Origin of the sequence: Tenacibaculum finnmarkense genomovar ulcerans, from assembly GCF_900239495.1 — a bacterium.
Lineage (GTDB): Bacteria > Bacteroidota > Bacteroidia > Flavobacteriales > Flavobacteriaceae > Polaribacter > Polaribacter ulcerans.
The window spans coordinates 1-1,435 of the sequence record NZ_OENE01000040.1; the positions used below are offsets into that span (position 1 = coordinate 1).

The 1,435-nt window shown below is 29.4% G+C and carries 1 protein-coding gene; it reads left to right on the plus strand.

Annotated features, from left to right (window positions below; all coding sequences use genetic code 11):
* Positions 1–570 precede the first annotated feature (570 nt).
* Positions 571–1,206 carry a DUF3885 domain-containing protein gene (locus DPIF8902391_RS10470; protein ID WP_198912947.1) on the plus strand — a complete coding sequence of 212 codons (636 nt, stop codon included), beginning with the start codon at positions 571–573 and terminating at the stop codon, positions 1,204–1,206.
* Positions 1,207–1,435: the final 229 nt, after the last annotated feature.

A 1,435-nucleotide genomic window follows, 5' to 3' on the forward strand; every position in this document is an offset into this window, starting at 1 on the left:
ATTAAGCCAAATTACACGCAATATTGGCAAAAAAGCGGTTTAAAAAAGTAGGATTCTGATAAATATTACGCAACCAGAAATGGAATTATAACGCAGTAGATTCCGACAAATATTACGCAAGAATCTGTCCGTAATTATGAAATGAAAACGGCGGACTTCCTAGCTCGTTTGCGCAATAGAAACGGAATCGTAAAGCAGCAGATTTTGACAAATATTATGCAAGAATCTGTCTGTAATTCTGAAATGAAAATGGCGGAATTTTAGCCTGTTTGCGAAATTAGGAATGAAAATGAGAAAAACTGTTCGGAATATTGCCGATTTTAGATTTTTTCGCGTAAGTTTATATGAAATTTTAGACAAGTTAAACGCCGAATAAAAACGCTGAAAAATGTGAGATTTTATATCGGTATTTTAATTGTAAAAAGAAAAAACGCAGGTTAACAAAATATATAATTTATTGCTAGTGCGAACCTACTTACGAAAATCCTTAGGGGATTTTCTATTCCGTTTTTATTTACTAAATTAGTTGCTCGAAATACGCAACAAACCATATATAAATCGTTGGCAATAATGAAAAAAAACCTCGAACAAGAATTAAAATATTTAGATTCAAATATTGAAATAACAGATTTCAATACAATTGAGCGTAGACTGAAATTTTTTTTGAGATTTGAATTAGGAGACCCATTTGAAAACGGAACAAAAGAACGTGTGAATCAATCAACAAAACGTGCATCTGAACTGTTTGAAAACTATTTTGATAAAAATTCGGAATTATACACAATTGTTTATGATTTTGGAGATGATATTTTTGCTGAAACACCGAATCATATTTATGAATTGTTAAAATCTGAAAATATTAAATCTCAAGAGTTTGAAGAAAATCTGGCAACCCGATATTTTGAAAACGAAGATAATATTGAGAGAATTAAAGGAAAATTAACTATTTGTAAAGGAAGAAAAAACGGAATAAATTATCAAAAAATTTTTAATGGAATTGCAAATACAGAAATGGGATTTTCACCAACAATTCATCAATTAGTTTACTTTTTTCAACCAAAAACAAAAAAATGGTTTTGGATGTATGATGACAGAGGTTGTTTAATGTTTAGCAACGAAATAGATGATTTGAAATCAAACTTATTGAAATTTGACAAATGGATTGTTAAATCTCAAAGAGAAGTAATGGAAAAACAATTTGAATAAATCACTATTGCCAACACCATATATAATTTATTGCTAGTACTAGCCTACTTACGAAAATCCTTAGGGGATTTTCTATTCCGTTTTTATTTACTAAATTTAGTGCTTCAAAAACGCAACAAACCATATACAACAACGTTGCAAGTAATTGGCAAAAAATCACGCAAATTATAATGTGTTTTTTAAGGCTAATAAAGAAGTATAATCGGAAACTATTTCCCTAAAAACCCTC